Source organism: Micromonospora sp. FIMYZ51 (assembly GCF_038246755.1).
Taxonomy (GTDB): Bacteria; Actinomycetota; Actinomycetes; order Mycobacteriales; family Micromonosporaceae; genus Micromonospora.
The window spans coordinates 2,181,415-2,195,702 of sequence record NZ_CP134706.1; the positions used below are offsets into that span (position 1 = coordinate 2,181,415).

The window sequence follows — 14,288 nt, forward strand, 5'->3', positions numbered from 1 at the left end:
TGACCGCGGCAGGGCCACCAGCAGCGGCCCCGTGCGGCGTGCCGTACGGGTGTCCGCGTCGCGTGTCGGGGCGTACGGCTACGCTCGCTGCGGCGTGCCCACGCTGGGCCGACCGCCGACGGTGCGGGGCAGCACATCGCCGAGACCCGGGAGTACGACCAGTTGACCGCAGAGCCTGAGACCCTGTACGGAGCCGACGACCTCACGCACCTTGAGGGGCTGGACGCCGTCCGCAAACGGCCCGGCATGTACATCGGCTCCACCGACAGTCGTGGCGTGGGCCACCTCGTCAACGAGATCCTCGACAACTCCACCGACGAGGGGGTCGCCGGTCACGCCACGAAGATCGCGGTGATCCTGCACGCCGACGGCTCGGTGCAGGTCGACGACGACGGGCGGGGCATCCCCACCGACGTGCACGCCCGCTCCGGCATCTCCGGCGTCGAACTGGTGCTCACCCGCCTGCACGCGGGCGGCAAGTTCGGCGGCTCCGGCTACAAGACCTCCGGCGGCCTGCACGGCGTCGGCGCCTCGGCGGTCAACGCGCTCTCCCGCCGGTTCGACGTCACCGTCCGCCGGGGCGGCAAGGTGCACGCCATGTCCTTCCGGCACGGCGTACCGGGCATCTTCGACGGCGACGGCCCGGACGCGCCGTTCACCCCCGGGCCCGGCCTCCAGGTCGTCGGCGCGACAAAGCGCGGCCAGCGCACCGGCACCTCGATCCGCTACTGGCACGACCCCCGCTACTTCGAGACCGGCGCGACGCTTGACCACGACGCCGTACGCGCCAAGCTGCGGCACACCGCCTTCCTGGTGCCCGGGGTCAGCTACACCCTGCATGACCGCACCGGCGAGCAGCCCACCGAAGAGGTGTTCCACTACCCCGACGGGCTGACCGAGATGGTGGAGTTCCTCGCCCCGGCCGGCGACCGTCCCGTCTCCGGCACCCTGCTTGTCACCGGCGAGGGGACGTACCGGGAGAACGCCGCCGACGCCAACGGCGTCATGCAGTCCAACGTGCAGCGCCGGGCCGAGATCGAGATCGCCTTCCGCTGGGGCACCGGCTACGAGCGCACCGTCGAGTGCTTCACCAACACCATCCGCAACGCGCACGGCGGCACCCACCGCAAGGGCTTCGAGCGGGCCCTGGCGCGTACCCTCGCCGACGCCGTACGCAACACCCGTGGCCTGCTCAAGGCCAAGGAGGACGCGCCCACGCTCGACGACGTCCTGGAGGGCATGACCGCGGTGGTGCACGTGCGGGTGCCCGAGCCGCAGTTCACCTCGCAGACCAAGGACGAGCTTTCCACCGCCGGTGTCACAAAGGTGGTGCAGGGGCTGGTCGAGCGGCACGTCAAGTCCTGGCTGGAGGACCGCAAGACGAAGACCGAGGCGCGCACCGTCCTCCAGAAGATCGTCGACGCGGCCCGGGTACGGCTCACCCAGAAGCAGCAGAAGGACGCCGCCCGCCGCAAGACCGCCCTCGAAGGCGCGGCGATGCCCGCCAAACTGGTCGACTGCCGCGCCTCAGGAATCGATAGAAGTGAACTATTTATCGTGGAAGGTGACAGCGCCCTGGGTACGGGGCGACTTGCCCGTTCTGCCGAATACCAGGCGCTTCTTCCGATTCGGGGCAAGATCCTGAACGTGCAGAAGGCCAACCTTCAGCAGGTGCTGGACAATGCCGAGTGCGCGGCGATCGTGCAGGTGCTGGGCGCCGGTTCCGGGCGTACCTTCGACCTGTCGGCGATGCGGTACGGCCGCGTACTCATCATGGCCGACGCCGATGTCGACGGCGCGCACATCCGGACGCTGCTGATCACCCTCTTCGCCCGCTACATGCGACCGTTGATCGAGGCCGGTCGGCTCTACGCCGCGATGCCGCCCCTGCACAAGGTCACCACGAAGGGGCGCAACCCGCAGACCGTCTACACCTACACCCAGGCGGAGATGGAGGCGACGGTGCGCAAGTTGGAGCAGGCCGGCAAGCAGATCGTCACGCCCATTCCACGGTTCAAGGGCCTCGGCGAGATGGACGCCGACGAGCTCTGGGAGACCACGATGAACCCGGCCACCCGCGCGGTACGCCGGATCACCCTGGACGACGTCGAGGCCGCCGAGCGGATTCTCGACCTGCTGATGGGGGAGAAGGTCGAGCCGCGCCGCAACTGGCTGATCGACTCCGCCGACCGGGTCGACCGCGACGCCATCGACGCCTGAGCACCGGCTCTTTCGGAAGGACAGCCCAGCAATGGCACGCCGCAAGGAAACGAAGGTCGACCACTCCGCGTTCGACCGGGCCGGTGCGCGGGTCTTCGACAACCCGCTGGTGACCGAGGTCTCCGACTCCTACCTGGAGTACGCCTTCTCGGTGATCCACTCCCGGGCGTTGCCCGACGCCCGGGACGGCCTCAAGCCGGTGCACCGGCGCATCCTCTACTCGATGCACGAGGCGGGTTTCCGGCCGGATCGGCCGCACGTCAAGTCGGCCCGCGTGGTCGGCGACGTGATGGGCCGCTACCACCCGCACGGTGACACCGCGATCTACGACGCGATGGTCCGGATGGCGCAGGGCTTCTCGCTGAACGTCCCACTCATCGATGGGCATGGAAATTTTGGTAGCCCGGACGATGGACCGGCAGCGGCGCGTTACACCGAGGCTCGGATGTCGCGGGAGGCGATGCTGCTCGTCGGTGAGTTGGGCGAGGAGACCGTCGACGTCGAGCCGAACTACGACGGTTCGCTGACCCAGCCCACCGTGCTGCCGGCCGCCTTCCCGAACCTGCTGGTCAACGGCACCTCGGGGATCGCGGTGGGAATGGCGACCAACATGATCCCGCACAACCTGGGTGAGGTCGTCTCCGCCGCCCGGTGGCTGATCCGGCACCCGGACGCCAGTCTCGACAAGCTGATGGAGTTCGTGCCCGGTCCGGATCTGCCCACCGGCGGCCTGCTGCTCGGTCTGGACGAGGTGCGCCGGGCGTACGAGACCGGCCGGGGTGTGGTGCGGATGCGCGGCAAGGTGGAGATCGGCCCGTTGGAGGGCAGCCGGGGTCGGCAGGCGATCACCGTGGTCGAGTTGCCGTACGGCGTCGGTGCGGAGAAGGTCATCGCGGCGATCACCAACGAGGTGACCAAGACCAAGCGGCTGACCGGGATCGCCGACGTCAAGGACCTCACCGACCGGGAGAGCGGCACCCGGCTGGTCATCGAGTGCAAGGTCGGGGTCAACCCGCAGGCGCTGCTGGCCGACCTGTACCGGCTCACCCCGTTGGAGCAGTCGTTCGGCGTGAACAATCTGGTGCTTGTCGACGGGCAGCCGCGCACCCTGGGGTTGAAGGCGCTGCTGGAGGTCTTCCTGGCGCACCGCTACGAGGTGGTGACCCGGCGCAGCGCGTACCGTCGGCGCAAGCGGGAGGAGCGGCTGCACCTGGTCGACGGGCTGCTGATCGCTCTGCTCGACATCGACAAGGTGGTCAAGCTGATCCGGGCCAGCGAGGACGCCCAGGATGCCAAGGACGGCCTGATGCGCCGCTTCAAGCTCTCCGAGATCCAGGCCGGGTACATCCTGGACACTCCGCTGCGCCGGTTGACCAAGTACGACCGGCTGGAGTTGGAGGCTGAGCAGGAGAAGCTGCGCGCGGAGATCGCCGAGTTGTCCACCATCCTGGACGACGAGAAGGTGTTGAAGAAGCTCGTCTCCGACGAGTTGGCGGCGGTGGTCAAGCAGTTCAACGCGCCCCGGCGGACCACCCTGGTCGACGGCGACCTCAAGGAGGTGCTGGCCGCGTCGGCGCCGGCCGGTCCGCTGGAGGTGGCCGACGATCCGTGCCAGGTGATCCTCTCGGCGACCGGGCTGGTGGCCCGCACCGCCGCCGAGTCGGAGGAGGCCGCCGAGGGGCGCCGCCGGCACGGCCGGGTCAAGCACGACGCGGTACGCGCCACGGTGCACTCCACCGCCCGGGGCCGGGTGCTGCTGGTGACCAGCGCCGGGCGGGCGTTCAAGGTGGATGTGCTGCCGTTGCCGGTGCTGCCGGAGCAGACCGGCACGGTGTCGCTGCGCGGCGGGATGTCCGCCGCCGAGTTGGTGCCGTTGGAGCCGGGGGAGAGCGTGGTCGGCCTGGCGCCGCTGGGTTCGTCTGCCGAGGGCTCGCCCGGCCTGGCGTTGGGTACCCGGCACGGTGTGGTCAAGGTCTGTGCCCCGGACTGGCCGGTGCGTTCCGACGAGTTCGAGGTGATCGGGCTGCGTGAGGGGGACGAGGTGGTGGGGGCGACCTGGCTTACCGATGGCAACGAGTCCCTCACCTTCCTCACCAGCGCGGCGTCACTGCTGCGTTTTCCGGCCGGGTTGGTTCGGCCGCAGGGGCTCAAGGGTGGCGGCATGGCCGGCATCGCCCTGTCGGGCGGGGCGCAGGTGGTCTTCTTCGGCGCGGTCCGTACCGACGATCCGGAGCATGGTGAGCCGATGGTGGTCACCTCCACCGGGGCGACGGTGAAGGTGACGCCGCTGGCGGCGTACCCGGCGAAGGGGAGGGCGACCGCCGGGGTGCGTGCGCAGCGGTTCCTCAAGGGTGAGACCGACGTGGTGGTCGGTTGGGTCGGTCCACGGCCGGTGGGGTCGACGGCGAACGGTGAGGCGGTGGAGTTGCCGGCGGCGGATCCGCGCCGCGACGGTTCCGGCTTCGCGGTGATGTTGGGCCCGACCGTGGTCGGTCACCAGATCGACCGTCAGTAGTTCCTGTTCATCGGGCGCGTGGTGTGGGCCGGCGGGGTTGACCGTCGGTGCGCCACGCGCCCGATCCATCGATGACCGTCATTGACGTATGACGTATGACGACGATACGTTAGGCCATGCTCGCAGGCTTGGCCCAGCGTGTTTACCCCACCATCGAAACGCCGGCGCCTGCGACAACGCGCGTCCGTCCTGAGCGCGCGTGGTCCCAGTCAAAGGAGTAAGTCAATGAATGGTGAGGTTCGTCCCGCCTCTCCTGCACCCCGGCGTCGGCGATGGTCGGTGGTGGCTGCGGCCGGTGCCGCGCTGCTGGTGGCGGGCACCCTCGTGGCGGTCAACGCGGCACCCGCGGCAGCGGCGACGGTGGACACCAACGCCTGGTACGTGCTGGTCAACCGCAACAGCGGCAAGGCGTTGGACGTGTACGGTCTGGCCACCAACGACGGCGCGCGGATCAGCCAGTGGACGCGCAACGACGGGGCCAACCAGCAATGGCAGTTCGTGGACTCCGGCGGTGGCTACTACCGGTTGAAGTCGCGGCATTCCGGCAAGGTCCTGGACGTGTCGAACGCGTCCACCGCCGATGGCGCCGCGATCGTGCAGTGGTCCGACCACAACGGTGCCAACCAGCAGTTCCGATTGGCCGACTCGGACGGCGGTCACGTCCGGTTGATCAGCCGGCACAGCAGTAAGGTCGTCGAGGTGCAGGGCGCCTCCACGGCGGACGGCGCGAACATCGTGCAGTACGCCGACTGGAACGGCACCAACCAGCAGTGGCAACTCGCCCGGGTCGACGGAGGCGGCGGCCCCACATCGCCGCCACCGAGCGGTGAGCCGGGCGCCGGGTGCGGCCGGACGCCGACGCTGGGCAGCGGTTCGCACACGATCCAGAGCAGCGGCAAGAGCCGCAGCTTCATCCTGCGGATTCCCGCCAACTACAACAGCAACACCCGCTACCGGTTGATGTTCGCGTTCCACTGGTTGGGTGGTACCGCGGGTGATGTCGCCTACGGCGGTGCCGATGGGGCCGCCTGGGCGTACTACGGGCAGCAGGAACAGTCGAACAACAGCGCGATCCTGGTCGCGCCCCAGGGCATCGGCAACGGTTGGGCCAACTCCGGTGGCGAGGATGTCACATTCGTCGAGGACATGATCCGTCGGATCGAGAGCGACCTCTGCGTCAACACCACCCAGCGCTTCGCCCTCGGGTTCAGCTACGGCGGTGCGATGAGCTACGCACTCGCCTGTGCCCGCGCGAACGTCTTCCGGGCGGTCGCGGTCTACGGCGCGCCCAGAGAGCTCAGCGGATGCAGCGGCGGAACCCAGCCGATCGCGTACTTCGGCATTCACGGCATCTCCGACAACATCGCCAGCGGGCGGTCGCTGCGCGACAGGTTCGTCCGCAACAACGGATGCACCCCGCAGAATCCGCCGGAGCCGGCGGCGGGTAGCCGGACGCACATCACCACCGCGTACTCGGGATGCCGGGCCGGTTATCCGGTGCAGTGGGGCGCGTTCGACGGCGGCCACACCCCCGGTCCGGTGGACGGCGGCGGGGACAGCGGCGCCCGGACCTGGACCAAGGGCGAGGTCTGGCGGTTCTTCGCCCAGTTCTGACCCAGCCGAACCCGCCGGTGACCAGCCCGCCCCCCATCGAGCCGGCGGACGGGCCCGGTAGCTGGCCCGCCCCCATCGAGCCCGGCGGACGGGCCCGGTAGCTGGCCCGCCCCCCATCGAGCCGGCGGACGGGCCCGGTAGCTGGCCCGCCCTCGCCGAGCCGGTGGGCGGACCCGGTGACCAGCCCGCCCTCGCCGAGCCGGCGGGGGCGGGCCGGTTCGATGGTCAGAGTTCGGGCTCGGGGCCCTGACGGGACGGCGGGGTGGTGCCGCGCAGGCGGGCCACCAGGCGCATGCCGTGGTAGATCAGCAGGGCGGCGGCGGTGCCCAGGGCGATGCCGTGGAAGGAGAGGTCGCCGGCGGCGAGCGTGTAGTCGGCGGCGCCGATGATCACCGCGACGGCGGCGGTCAGCAGGTTGATCGGGTCGTGGAAGTCGACCCGGTTGTCGAGCCAGATCCGGGCGCCGAGGATGGCGATAAGTCCGTAGAGCGCGGTGGTGGCGCCACCGAGCACACCGGCCGGCACGGTGAGGATCAGCGCGCCGACCTTGGGGCTGAGCCCGAGCAGCACCGCGGCCAGCCCGGCCACCCAGTACGCGGCGGTGGAGTAGACCCGGGTGGCGGCCATCACGCCGATGTTCTCGGCGTACGTGGTGGTGCCGGAGCCGCCACCGGAGCCGGCGAGCACGGTGGCCAGCCCGTCGCCCATGAACGCCTTGCCCATGTCCCGGTCCAGGTTGCGGCCGGTCGTCGCGGCGACGGCCTTGACGTGGCCGGCGTTCTCCGCGATCAGCACCAGGACCACCGGGATGATCAGTACCACCGCGCGCAGGCTGAAGCTGGGGGTGTGGAACTCGGGCAGCCCGACCCAGGCGGCCTCGCGCAGCCCGGTGACCGCGGCCGGGGCCAGCCCGCCGGTAAGCGCGGCGACCAGCCAGCCGACGAGGACGCCGAGCAGGATCGAGAGCCGGGCCAGGAAGCCCTTGAAGAGCACGGTGAAGAGCAGGATCGCGGCGAGCGTGAGCACCGCGATCAGCGGCTGGGCCTTGACTCCGCCGTCGCCGCCGCCGTCCCAGGCGACCGGGGCGAGGTTCAGCCCGATCAGCATCACGATGGCGCCGGTGACCACCGGCGGCATGAGCCGGTTGATCCAGCCGGCCCCGGCGAACTGCACCAACAGGCCGACCAGGGCCAGCGCGGCGCCGGCCACCACGATGCCGCCGAGCGCCGGGCCGATGTCGCCGCCGGACTTGGCGGCCAGCACCGGTGCGATGAAGGCGAACGACGAGCCGAGGTACGACGGCAGCCGGTTGCCGGTGATGACCAGGAAGAGCAGGGTGCCGAGCCCGGAGAAGAACAGCGTGGTGGCCGGCGGGAAGCCGGTGATCAGCGGCACGGTGAAGGTGGCGCCGAACATCGCCACCACGTGCTGCACGCCGACGCCGATCGTACGCGGCCAGGTGAGCCGTTCGTCGGGGTGGACCACCTCGCCGGGGCGGATCGACCGGCCGTCGCCGTGCACCGACCAGGGTGACCAGCGGGAGCGCGTGGGGGTGGGGGACTGGGTCATGGTTGGCCCTTCACATCCGAGATGGCGGGGGCGCGGTCGACCCTGAACGTTGTTTCTAGCATGGGCGGTCGGCGCGGAAGATGCCGGTACGGCGCGATTCGGCGCTGGTGGGCAGGTGTGTTAGCAGGGGGCCCTTGCTATGCACGAGGCGTTAACAGGGGGCCCTTCCTTACACCTGGGGTGGGAGTGGGCGGGTAGGGTGCCCGGATGACCAGCACGACCGTCGACCGGCCGACCGCCCCGACCGGACGCGGCACGGCGAGCCGGCTGCCGTCGCTGACCGGGTTGCGCTGGGTCGCCGCCCTGCTGGTCTTCGGTTTCCACGCCGGGACGATGCGGATCATCGCCGAGCCGGACCACCAGGCGGTGGTCGGCAAGATCTTCACCCTCGGCCTGTCCGGGGTGCAGTTCTTCTTCGTCCTCAGTGGGTTCGTGCTGGTCTGGTCGGCTCGACCCGGTGACTCCCGGCGGCGGTTCTGGCGGCGTCGGTTCGCCAAGATCTACCCGAACCACCTGTTGATGTGGGCGGTGGCGATGCTGGCCGCGCTCTGGTTCGCCGACCCGATCAACCCGGTGGCCGCGGTGGAGAACCTGTTCCTGCTCCAGGCCTGGGATCCCCGGCCGGGCTACTTCTACAGCGTCAACAACGTGAGCTGGTCGCTCTCCTGCGAGTTGTTCTTCTACCTGTGCCTGCCGCTGGCGCTGCCGTTGGTGCGGCGGGCCCGGCCGTGGCAGCTGTGGGCCGTGGTGATCGCGGTGCCGCTGCTGATCCTGGCGCTCTGGCCGGCGCAGACGCTGGTGCCGGAGCAGTACCGGTGGTGGTTCACCCAGGTGTTCCCGCTGGTGAGGTCGCTGGAGTTCTGGATGGGGGTGGCCGCCGCCGAACTGATGCTGCGGGGTCGCTGGCGCGGACCGCGCCTGCTGGTGGCGAGCCTGATCTTCGTGGCGACCTGGGTGGTGGCCGCGCAGTGGATCCGTGCCGAACTGTGGGCGGCGATCCTGTCGGCGGCGTACGTCGTGCTGATCGCGGCGGCGGCCGACGCGGACGTGCGGGGCAGCCGGTCGCCGCTGCGGTCCCGGCCGATGGTCTGGCTCGGCGAGGTCTCCTTCGCCTTCTACCTGGTGCACGTCTTCGCGATCATGACGATCATGCGGATCACCGGCGACTGGGGGACCGGCTTCCCGGGCTGGTGGGGTCCGGCCGCGGTGATCGGATTCCTGCTGCTCACCCTGGCCCTGGCCGCGTTGCTGCACCGCTACGTCGAGCAACCCATGATGCGCCGGCTGGCGCCGCCCCGCCCGAGCGCCGCCGGGACTGTCCACTCCGGACGATAGGGCTCGGCCGAGCGTCGGCTCGATCCGGCGAACAGTCCCACCCGACACGCCCGGACGGCGATGCGGCTGCCACGACGACGGCGGTAGCGTGAGGGCCGTGCTCATCGCCGCGCCTGCCTGTCCACTGTGGTGCTCGCGGCGTCCGGCCGTCCGGATGCTGACCGGCCTCGTGCCTCGTTCCCGCTGAGGCAGGTCATGGAGCAGTCTGTCCTCTACCAGTTCCTGACCGAGGTACCCCGGGCCGTCGCCATCTGGTCGGCGCTGCTGGTGCTCGCGCTGGGGGTGCTCACCGCCCTGGTCGCCCGCCCGCAGCGGGCCCGGTCGACCGAGGGGGCACCGGCGGTCGAGGGTGCGCCGGTGGCCGAGGGCGACTCGGCCGAGGATCCCGCCGTGACCACGGCCGCGGACCTGAGCAGGTACGCCGGAGAGGTGGCCGTGGCGGCGGCCGGTGCCGCGCGCAACGCCCAGCGGCGACGGGACGCCTGGCGGGTCGCGCACGAGGAACTCGAACGCGCCTGGACCGCGTACGACGAGGCGGAGCAGGTTGCCCGGCGACTCGCGGCCACGGTGCCGCTCGCGGTGCCGGGGGCGGTGCGGAGCCCGGACGAGTACGCCGCCCGGGAGCGGTGGCTGCACCGCGCCGCGATGGCCGCGCACTGGCGGGGCGACCTGACAGCCCGGCAGTTGAGCGAGGTGTTCGCTCGGCGGCGCGGTGGGGATCCCCGATGGCACCCTGCCGAGCAGGAGATCACCCTCGCCCGGCTGCTGCGCGACAGTCGGCTGGCCGCGTACCGGACGGCCGAGGCCCGGGAACGTGCGGCGTGGCGGGCGGCCGGAATCGCCGCCGAGGCCGCCCGTACGCTCGCTGCCGAGGCGTACGCTGCCGCACAGCGACTTCGGCCGGACCGGGTGCCGACGCGGCGCCGGGTCGCCTTCGGCCGGCCGGCCGTCATCCGGCGCTGGCGTCCGGCCCGGGTGGGCTGATCGGATGACCGCCCGGTCGGGCGGTCGGACCGACCTCGCCGACCGGTGCGGGTGCAGTCCCCGAGATGGGTGACCCCGGTCACATTGACTCCGGAAACGGTCACCGAGCGCGCTCGGGTGCATCGGTTACGTAATTTCCGGGACTTTTTGGGTGGTCGGTCCGGTTGTCGCCTTTCGGCGTGCTCAATTCCCCGAATCCCATTGAGCGACGCCAGTCGCCGAATACCCGGAAATAATTGATCTGGATCATGTTTACGCAGGCAATGACGGGTTGGCGCGCGGTTTGACCGGCCAGTAATGTCGCCCCGTCCGGTGCGGTAACCGATCGCAAAAGGCGACGCCGCGCCGACCCGCTCAATCGTGATCTCACGAACCGGGGACCCACTGCATTACCTGGGGTGAATCCGCGAGCCTCGGCCCGCGGTAGGGCGATCTTCCCGCCCGAATCCGTCAGCTAACCCGGTCGGCGGTGTCGGAAGGAGCTCCATTCGCGTGCAACACGTACCGATCCCCCCGTTGTTCCCACGCCTCCACGGCATCGCGGTGTCCGCGTTCGCCGGCTCTCCGACGGCGAGCTGATACCGGACCCACCGCCACCGCCCGGTGTCCCCGGGTGAATCTCTCGAACGGTCCGTCCGCGTCCGGGTGGTCGTCGGTTTCCCCTGCCGACCCGACCGCCGGCACCGGTACGGCCGCCCCAGCCCTCGTGGAGGATTTTGTGAAGCACACCGTCAAGCGTCAGCTCCGCCGCCTGGCGACGGAGCGTCCGTACCAGATCGTCGCCGGATCGGCGGCGGCGCTCATCCTGGCGACCGGCACGGGTGCCGCGCTCGCCGGCACCGGGGACGCCCCGGCCAGCGCACAGACCACCACCGTCGCCGAGTTGCGCGGTGACGCGGCGGCCTCCCGCAGCGACGCCCGGGTGGCGCAGACCCCATCGTCCGCGCCGAGCGAATCGGTCGCGGCCAGCGCCGCCGCCTCGCCCTCGCCGTCGCCCTCGCCGAAGGCCAGCTCCGCCACGCCGGACCCGGACCTGACCAGTAAGAAGGCCGCGCCGAAGCCGCCGGCGAAGAAGGTCCTGGACTACGACTACCAGGCACAGGTCAACGGCTACTACTGCGGCCCGGCCGCCGTGCGCAACGCGCTGAGCGCCGCTGGCGTCGAACGCGACCAGGACACCCTGGCCAGCCAGCTCGGCACCACGTTCGCCGGCACCAACTCGGCGGCGGACACCACCCGGGTGCTCAACGCCGTGCTCAAGGGCGACCCCTACCAGACCAGGTGGATCCGTGGTGGTGCGGCCACCCCGGCCCAGATGGACCAGCTCCAGGCCGACGTCGTGGCGACAATCAACGACGGGCGGGGTGTCGTGGTGAACGTGGCCGGCAGCGCCACGGACACCAACGGTCGCTGGCACTCCTTCCCCGGCGGGCACTACATCGCCGTGGTGGGCTACGAGGACGAGGGCCGAATGGTGAAGATCGCCGACTCGGCCGACGGGTCCTACTACTCCTACTGGATGAGCACCATCGACCTGGCCAACTGGGCGGCCACGCGCGGCTACTCGGCCTGACCGACCTGACGGACCCGAACGGGCGCCGGTTCCCCGCTGGGGAACCGGCGCCCTACCGTCACCGCCCCTGTCGCCCGCCCTTGCCCGCCCCGCCGGCCGTGCTCTCTGCCGTGCCGGCCGCGCCGGCCGCCGTGCCTGCCGCGTCGAGCGCCGGCACCAGCGGCGTCAACGCGGCCCGGACCAGGTCGGGCAGCGACCCGGACGGTACGACGAAACCGGGCATCGACGGTGCCACGGTCGTGGACTCCAGCCACTGCCGGAGGGCGACCCTGGCGGCTGCCCCGACGCTGGCCGAGAGCACCCGGGCGGTCAGGCGGTCGATGTCCGGGCAGCGTTCGGTGATGGCGTCGGCGAGCGGGCCCTCGATCGTGCTGACCGTGTCGACGTAGCAGGCGCGCAGGGCGGGACTTGTCGTGATCATCAACAGCGCCGCGCTGGACTGGTCGCCCTGGTCGGCGTACTGCCCGACGACGGCGTCGAGCACGGCGTCGGCGAGGCCGATCTCGGTGGGCCGGGAGAGCACGGCCGCCGCGACCTGTGCCGTACGTTCTGCGGTGACCGCCGCGATGATCGCCTGCTCGCGGCTTGAGAAGTAGTTGTTGTACGTCCTTGGTGACACCCCAGCGGCCTCGGCGATGTCGTCGACGCGGACGTTGCCCGGCCCGCGCTCCAGCGCCAGGCGCAGCGCGGCCGTGCGGAGCGCCGCTCTGGTCGCCTGCTTCTTCCGTTCCCGCAAGGAGGGGCGGCCCGCTGCTGTCACCCGCTCACCATCGCACAATCTCTGCGTGTCCGCAAACTTGCGTGCGCGCAGAAATTTGCTAGCGTCGCCACGAGCCCCCACCCCGGCGGCGCCCCGAGCGAGAAGGACCGACAGACATGCGAGCCAAGGGCATGAGCTACGACACCGGCTTCGTCCGGGACGGGCACAACTCGTTGCCGCACTTCGACCCGGAGTTGGTCCGGCGAGAGTTGACAATCATCCGCGACGACCTGCACTGCACCGCCGTCCAGATCGTCGGAGGCGACCCGCAGCGCCTGGAACTCGCCGCCCGGCTCGCCGCCGAACTCGGACTGGAGGTCTGGTTCTCGCCGTACCCGCTGGACCTGTCGGCCGACGAGGCCCTCGCCCTGTTTCTCGACTGCGCCGAGCGGGCCGAGCGACTGCGCGCGACCGGGGCCGAGGTGGTCTTCGTCTCCGGCGTCGAGCTGAGCATCATGAACCGGGGCTTCGTCGTCGGCGACCGCATCGACGACCGACTCGGCAACCTCCTTGCCGACCCGGTCGGCCGCGCCGAACGGATCGCCGAGGTCCGCTCCCGGCTCGACCGGTTCCTCCGCACCGCCGTGGCGGCGATCCGCGAACGCTTCCACGGAAAGGTGACCTACGCCGCCATTCCGTTCGAGGGCGTCGACTGGGAGCTGTTCGACTTCGTCACCCTCGAACTCATCCGCTCCGCCGAGGTCGCCGACCAGTTCCGGGCGGCCGTACGCGAACTCGTCGCCCAGCCCAGTCCGGTCGCGATCACCGGTTTCGGCACCGCGACCTGGCGCGGTGCGGGCGACGTCGCGCCGCGCAGTATGGAGATCATCGAGTACGACGAGGCCACCGGCGAACCGGTCCGACTCAACGGGCGCTACCAGCGCGACGAGGCCGGCCAGGCGGCCTACCTGAGCGAGCTACTGGAGATCTTCGACAGCGAGGGCGTGGACAGCGCCTTCGTGCACCTGTTCGCGCTGTACAACCTGCCGCACCGCCCCGACGGCGACCCCGCCGACGACCTCGACCTGGCCAGCCTCGGGATCGTCAAGGTCCTCGACGGCCGGGACGGCGACACCTACCCCGGCCTGCCCTGGGAGCCCAAGGCCGCCTTCGCCGCCGTGGCCGACCGCTACCGCGACTGACGGCGGACCAGCAGCCGGGCCACCGCCAGCGGCAGCACATGCAGTACGCCGACGAGCAGCAGCGCCAACGTGGCGATCTGGCCCACGGCGAGCCCCTCCAGCGCCAGTATCAGCACCGCGCAGCCGCCGGTGACCAGTACGTGCCGCACCAGCCGCAGCGTGATCCGTCGGGTCGACCCCGGCGCGTCCGGCGCGGCGGGGTCCGGCGCGGTGGCTTTCGGCGGCCGTGACGTGACCATCGCCGCGATCGCGATCAGGCCGGCGACCTGCACCGCCCAGCGGGCGGTGGTGCCGATCCCGGCTCCGTCGGTCACCGACGGTGCGACGACAGTGGTGGCGGCGAACACCACGAAGGCCGGCAACCCGGTGAAGAGGAACGCCAGAATCCCGACCCGCGCCACCCGTTGCCCCAGGCTGTCCTGCGGTTCGACCTGTTGTTCGAGGTTGACGCGGATCTCGTCGGGGGCCCACACCAACTTGCGGGCGGGCGGCTGGTCGGGCGTCGGTTGCGACATGCGGACAAGTCTAAAGTGGATCCGCCAGGTCCCCGGCTACGGGGACCTGGCGGGCAGTGCC

General features: G+C 70.9%; 10 protein-coding genes and 1 riboswitch. Of the genes, 7 read left to right on the top strand and 3 right to left on the bottom strand.

The window, feature by feature from the left end; translation table 11 throughout:
* Nucleotides 1-162 precede the first annotated feature (162 nt).
* From QQG74_RS10700 to QQG74_RS10710, 3 genes are all read left to right on the top strand, one after another.
* Complete coding sequence (locus tag QQG74_RS10700; RefSeq protein ID WP_341720140.1) at nucleotides 163-2,220, top strand: DNA topoisomerase IV subunit B; 2,058 nt, start codon at nucleotides 163-165, stop codon at nucleotides 2,218-2,220.
* Nucleotides 2,221-2,251: 31 nt separating this feature from the next.
* Nucleotides 2,252-4,735: a DNA topoisomerase (ATP-hydrolyzing) gene (locus tag QQG74_RS10705; RefSeq protein WP_341720141.1), complete on the top strand. Its 2,484-nt coding sequence runs from the start codon at nucleotides 2,252-2,254 to the stop codon at nucleotides 4,733-4,735.
* A 225-nt stretch (nucleotides 4,736-4,960) separates the two neighbouring features.
* A complete protein-coding gene (locus QQG74_RS10710; protein ID WP_341720142.1) occupies nucleotides 4,961-6,349 on the top strand; it encodes an RICIN domain-containing protein in 1,389 nt (462 codons plus the stop codon).
* Nucleotides 6,350-6,574: 225 nt separating this feature from the next.
* Here QQG74_RS10710 and QQG74_RS10715 read toward each other — a convergent pair whose 3' ends face one another.
* Nucleotides 6,575-7,918: a solute carrier family 23 protein gene (locus QQG74_RS10715; protein ID WP_341720143.1), complete on the bottom strand. Its 1,344-nt coding sequence runs from the start codon at nucleotides 7,916-7,918 to the stop codon at nucleotides 6,575-6,577.
* Between the two features lie 207 nt (nucleotides 7,919-8,125).
* Here QQG74_RS10715 and QQG74_RS10720 point away from each other — a divergent pair, with 207 nt between their 5' ends.
* The 3 genes from QQG74_RS10720 (at nucleotide 8,126) to QQG74_RS10730 (ending at nucleotide 11,810) form a co-directional block, all read left to right on the top strand.
* Nucleotides 8,126-9,253, top strand: coding sequence for an acyltransferase (locus QQG74_RS10720; RefSeq protein WP_341720144.1), 1,128 nt, complete (start codon nucleotides 8,126-8,128; stop codon nucleotides 9,251-9,253).
* Between the two features lie 195 nt (nucleotides 9,254-9,448).
* Complete coding sequence (locus QQG74_RS10725; RefSeq protein ID WP_341720145.1) at nucleotides 9,449-10,237, top strand: hypothetical protein; 789 nt, start codon at nucleotides 9,449-9,451, stop codon at nucleotides 10,235-10,237.
* Between the two features lie 341 nt (nucleotides 10,238-10,578).
* A riboswitch (cyclic di-AMP (ydaO/yuaA leader) is annotated at nucleotides 10,579-10,721 on the top strand.
* Nucleotides 10,722-10,943: 222 nt separating this feature from the next.
* Nucleotides 10,944-11,810, top strand: a complete 867-nt coding sequence (locus QQG74_RS10730) for a C39 family peptidase (protein WP_341721193.1) — start codon at nucleotides 10,944-10,946, stop codon at nucleotides 11,808-11,810.
* A 58-nt stretch (nucleotides 11,811-11,868) separates the two neighbouring features.
* Here QQG74_RS10730 and QQG74_RS10735 read toward each other — a convergent pair whose 3' ends face one another.
* Complete coding sequence (locus QQG74_RS10735; RefSeq protein WP_341720146.1) at nucleotides 11,869-12,570, bottom strand: helix-turn-helix domain-containing protein; 702 nt, start codon at nucleotides 12,568-12,570, stop codon at nucleotides 11,869-11,871.
* A 116-nt stretch (nucleotides 12,571-12,686) separates the two neighbouring features.
* Between QQG74_RS10735 and QQG74_RS10740 the strand changes: the two genes are divergently transcribed.
* Nucleotides 12,687-13,712, top strand: a complete 1,026-nt coding sequence (locus QQG74_RS10740; RefSeq protein WP_341720147.1) for a hypothetical protein — start codon at nucleotides 12,687-12,689, stop codon at nucleotides 13,710-13,712.
* On the opposite strand, the gene QQG74_RS10745 is transcribed toward QQG74_RS10740, so the two are convergent.
* Nucleotides 13,700-14,227 (bottom strand): hypothetical protein, encoded by a 528-nt coding sequence (locus tag QQG74_RS10745; RefSeq protein ID WP_341720148.1) that lies wholly within the window; start codon nucleotides 14,225-14,227, stop codon nucleotides 13,700-13,702. The genes QQG74_RS10740 and QQG74_RS10745 overlap by 13 nt on opposite strands.
* Nucleotides 14,228-14,288: the final 61 nt, after the last annotated feature.